This window comes from Marinobacter sp. (assembly GCF_035268745.1).
Lineage (GTDB): Bacteria > Pseudomonadota > Gammaproteobacteria > Pseudomonadales > Oleiphilaceae > Marinobacter.
In genome coordinates, this window is record NZ_DATFKH010000216.1 from 1 (window position 1) to 4,378 (window position 4,378).

Annotated in this window: 5 protein-coding genes; 4 read left to right on the plus strand and 1 reads right to left on the minus strand. The window is 57.5% G+C overall.

The annotated features are described in order from the left end of the window. Positions 1–215 (minus strand): sugar phosphate nucleotidyltransferase (locus tag VJ956_RS14255; RefSeq protein ID WP_324085707.1); only part of this gene is annotated, 215 nt, incomplete at its 3' end. A gap of 275 nt (positions 216–490) precedes the next feature. On the opposite strand from VJ956_RS14255, the gene VJ956_RS14260 reads away from it, so the two are divergent. The 4 genes from VJ956_RS14260 to VJ956_RS14275 all read left to right on the plus strand — a co-directional run. Then, positions 491–1,174: a GntR family transcriptional regulator gene (locus tag VJ956_RS14260; RefSeq protein WP_324085708.1), complete on the plus strand. Its 684-nt coding sequence runs from the start codon at positions 491–493 to the stop codon at positions 1,172–1,174. A 56-nt stretch (positions 1,175–1,230) separates the two neighbouring features. After that, entirely contained in the window at positions 1,231–2,118 is an 888-nt protein-coding gene (gene prpB, locus VJ956_RS14265) for a methylisocitrate lyase (protein ID WP_324085709.1), read from the plus strand. A gap of 55 nt (positions 2,119–2,173) precedes the next feature. After that, positions 2,174–3,304 (plus strand): bifunctional 2-methylcitrate synthase/citrate synthase, encoded by a 1,131-nt coding sequence (gene prpC, locus VJ956_RS14270; RefSeq protein ID WP_324085710.1) that lies wholly within the window; start codon positions 2,174–2,176, stop codon positions 3,302–3,304. Positions 3,305–3,464: 160 nt separating this feature from the next. Further along, the coding region (locus tag VJ956_RS14275) for an aconitase family protein (RefSeq protein ID WP_324085711.1) at positions 3,465–4,378 on the plus strand (914 nt) is incomplete at its 3' end.

Here is a 4,378-nt window from a genome sequence, read left to right on the forward strand (position 1 = left end):
AGTTCATAGCTGATGTCGAAATGGTCTTCGATGGCCCGCTTGCCCCGGCCGGTCACAAAGCCAAATTCGTGAACACCGGCTTCGGCGGCTTCTTCCACGCCGTACTGAACCAGTGGTTTGTTCACAATCGGCAGGATTTCCTTGGGCATGGCCTTGGTGGCCGGAAGAAAGCGGGTGCCATATCCGGCAACCGGGAAGAGACATTTCTTTATCATCGGGTTCGTCCTTATTGTCACGTGGGTCATGGCCATTGATAAGTCAGTCATCCCTGAATGCTGACTCGCGAAGTGTGCCAAGTGTAACCAAGTTACCGGTCAGAATGGAGACCCCGGCAGTGAAATCTGGAGGCCGGTAAACAGACGAATACCGGTGCAGTACATCCGGTGACCGATATTGTCGACAAAATAAGAGTTGCCCCTTCAGGATTGTTGACAATAAACAGTGATTGACGTAGTTTTAGCGTTATCTTAACAAATATTGTTGGCAAAACATGTCAGAAGCTGTCATTCAAACCTACACCCGCGTTGATGAAGCCTTCGATTGTCTGCAAATGGCTATCGTGAAAGGCGATCTTGCCCCTGGCGAGAAAATCGGGGAGGTAGAGCTCTGTTCCCGTTTCAACCTGACCCGCGGACCGCTGCGGGAGGCACTCGGCCGTCTGGAGTCCCGCGGTCTGCTGGTCCGGCGTCCCCATGCGGGAGTGAAAGTGGTTTCGGTAAGCGCTGAGGAACTGATGGAGCTTTACCGCATTCGCGAGGTCATGGAAGGTCTGGCGGCTCGCCAGGCGGCGGAGCGAATGACCGATGAGGAAATTGCCGATCTCCGGGCCACTCTCAACAATCACGAAATAATGATCGAACAGGCCCAGGGCCAGGCCTACTACCAGGCCGAAGGCGATTATGATTTCCATCATCGCATCGCGACCGGCTGCCGCAATGCAAAACTCGCGCAGATGCTGCTGGGTGATCTTTATTACATGGTCAGAATGTATCGCTACCGGCTGAGCCAGTCCCTGGGCCGGCCCCACAAAGCGCTTGATGAACACCGGCGGATCGCAGAAGCCATTGCGAGCCGGGATCCCGAACTGGCAGAGTTCATGATGAAACGCCACATAAATTCTGCCCGGAAAAACATAGAACGCAAAATCAAGGACGGCACTCTAAAAGGGGTCTGACCCCAACCGGGGTCAGGCCCCAGCCAAAGCTCATACCAACAACCGAGGCTACAAAAATGTCAACAAATCTTACTCCGGGCGCCCGCTTCCGCAAGGCGCTGAAAGACAACCACCCGCTGCAGATAGTCGGCACCATTAACGCCTATACTGCCATGATGGCGAAGAAAGTCGGCCACCAGGCGATCTACCTGTCCGGCGGTGGCGTTGCCAATGCGTCCTTCGGCCTGCCGGATCTGGGCATGACCACCATGAACGATGTGGTCGAGGACGTTCGGCGCATCACCGCTGCCACCGATGTCCCACTGCTGGTTGATATCGATACCGGCTGGGGCGGGGCCTTCAACATTGCCCGCACCATCCGGGAAATGGAACGCGCCGGTGCCGCCGCTGTTCATATTGAAGACCAGGTAGCCCAGAAGCGCTGCGGCCACAGACCCAACAAGGAAATCGTTTCCCAGGAAGAAATGGTCGACCGCATCAAAGCCGCCGTGGACGCAAGGCAAGACGACGACTTCTTTATCATGGCCCGTACCGATTCGTTCCAGAAAGAAGGCGTGGAAGCGGCTATCGAAAGATCCAAAGCCTGTGTCGAAGCCGGTGCCGACGGCATCTTCGCTGAAGCCGTCACCGAACTGGAGCACTACAAAGCCTTTTCGGAAGCCCTGGACGTACCGATCCTGGCCAACATTACCGAATTCGGCGCCACGCCGCTGTATAACCGCAAGGAACTGGCTGAAGCCGGCGCCGATATGGTGCTGTACCCGTTAAGCGCCTTCCGCGCCATGAACAAGGCCGCGCTGATGGTCTACGAAAACATCCTGGAGAAGGGCGACCAGAAAGACGTCGTCGACCTGATGCAAACGCGGATGGAACTGTACGATTTCCTGAACTACCACGACTTCGAACAAAAACTGGACGACCTGTTTCGGCAATCAGGGGCCTGACCCCGAACGGGGTCAGACCCTACATTTGCACATTTGTTAAGGTGGAGAAGCAACAATGACTGAAGCAAAAAAACCGAACGGAGCCGGGCTTCGTGGCCAGGTAGCGGGTGTTACCTCACTGTGTACTGTCGGCCAGGCCGGCACCGGCCTGACCTATCGCGGTTACGATATCACCGACCTGGCTGAAAACGCCCAGTTCGAGGAGGTCGCCTATCTGTTGCTGCATGGCAAGCTGCCAAACCGCAACGAACTGGACGCCTACAAGAGCAAGCTGATCAGCCTGCGGGAATTGCCCGGCGCCTTAAAATCCGTGCTCGAGCAGATTCCCAAGAATGCCCACCCCATGGATGTAATGCGCACCGGCTGCAGCATGCTGGGCAACCTGGAGACGGAATCCGACTTCAGCGAGCAGGACGATAAAATTGACCGTATGCTTGCCCTGTTTCCGGCCATCATTACCTACTGGTACCGTTTTGCCTATGAAGGCAAACGCATCGATACCGCCAGTGATACCGATTCCATCGGCGGCCATTTCCTCGAACTTCTGCACGGCGAGAAACCCAGCGAATTGCATGAACGCATCATGAACGTGTCGCTGATTCTCTACGCCGAGCACGAGTTCAACGCCTCCACCTTCAACGCCCGGATCTGTGCGTCCACCCTGTCGGACATCCACAGCTGCGTCACCGGCGCCATCGGTACTCTCAGGGGGCCCCTCCATGGCGGCGCCAACGAAGCCGCGATGGCGATGATCGAGAAATTCCAGACCCCGGACGAAGCCGAGAAAGGCCTGATGGGCATGCTGGAACGCAAGGAAAAGGTCATGGGCTTCGGTCATGCGATCTACCGGGAGTCCGACCCGCGCAACGCCATCATCAAGAAATGGTCCCAGAAACTGGCGGATGAGCAGGGCGACACCGTGCTGTACCCGGTCTCCGAGCGCTTTGAAGAAGTCATGTGGCGGGAGAAGAAACTGTTCCCCAACGCCGACTTCTACCACGCTTCGGCCTATCATTTTATGGGAATTCCAACCGAACTGTTCACGCCCATCTTTGTCATGTCGCGGGTATCCGGCTGGACCGCCCATGTCAAAGAGCAGCGTGAGAACAACCGGATTATCCGCCCGAGCGCCGACTACCAAGGGCCAGAGTTTGCCGAGTGGCTGCCGATTGAAGAGCGGGATTAACAGGGAACGAGGGGTCTGACCCCGAACGGGGTCTGACCCCAGACCAATTGACCAGGCCTGAAGTTTGAATGGGGTCTGACCCCAGCCAAAGCCCTCAGTCCACCCCATAAATGGGGTCAGACCCCTAAAATGCGGGGTCAGACCCCGGGAGCACACACCGATGAACAAAAACTACCGTAAACCCCTCCCAGGCACCGACCTGGATTACTTTGATACCCGCCAGGCGGTGGAAGATATCCAGCCGGGTGCTTATGACGGGCTCCCGTACACTTCCAGAATCCTGGCGGAGCAACTGGTCCGTCGCTGCGACCCCGACGCGCTGACGGATTCCCTGAAGCAGCTGATCGAGCGCAGGCGGGATCTGGACTTTCCCTGGTATCCGGCGCGGGTGGTCTGCCACGACATCCTCGGCCAGACTGCGCTGGTGGACCTGGCTGGTCTGCGGGACGCCATTGCCGAAAAGGGCGGGGACCCGGCCAAAGTCAACCCGGTGGTTCCCACCCAGCTGATCGTCGATCACTCCCTTGCCGTTGAACACGCCGGTTTCGAGAAGGATGCCTTCGAAAAGAACCGCCAGATCGAAGACCGTCGCAATGATGACCGCTTCCACTTTATCAACTGGACCAAAACTGCCTTTGAAAATGTGGATGTCATTCCCCCCGGTAACGGCATCATGCACCAGATCAATCTGGAGAAGATGTCGCCGGTGGTGCAGGCAAGGGATGGCGTGGCCTATCCGGATACCTGCGTCGGTACCGACAGCCACACACCGATGGTAGACGCCCTCGGCGTTATCTCGGTCGGCGTTGGCGGCCTGGAAGCGGAAAGCGTGATGCTTGGCCGTGCCTCCATGATGCGCCTGCCGGACATCGTCGGCGTTGAACTCAAAGGCAAGCTGCGCCCCGGAATCACCAGCACCGACATGGTACTGGCGATTACCGAATTCCTGCGCCGGGAACGTGTCGTGGGTGCCTATCTGGAATTCTACGGCGAAGGCGCCGACAGCCTGACCGTGGGCGACCGCGCCACCATCTCCAACATGACCCCGGAATACGGTGCCACGGCTGCGATGTT

Coding starts and splice junctions, on each gene's coding strand:
- VJ956_RS14260 (WP_324085708.1), top strand. CDS start 491: ATGTCAGAAGCTGTCATTCAAACCTACACCCGCGTTGATGAAGCCTTC.
- prpB (WP_324085709.1), top strand. CDS start 1,231: ATGTCAACAAATCTTACTCCGGGCGCCCGCTTCCGCAAGGCGCTGAAA.
- prpC (WP_324085710.1), top strand. CDS start 2,174: ATGACTGAAGCAAAAAAACCGAACGGAGCCGGGCTTCGTGGCCAGGTA.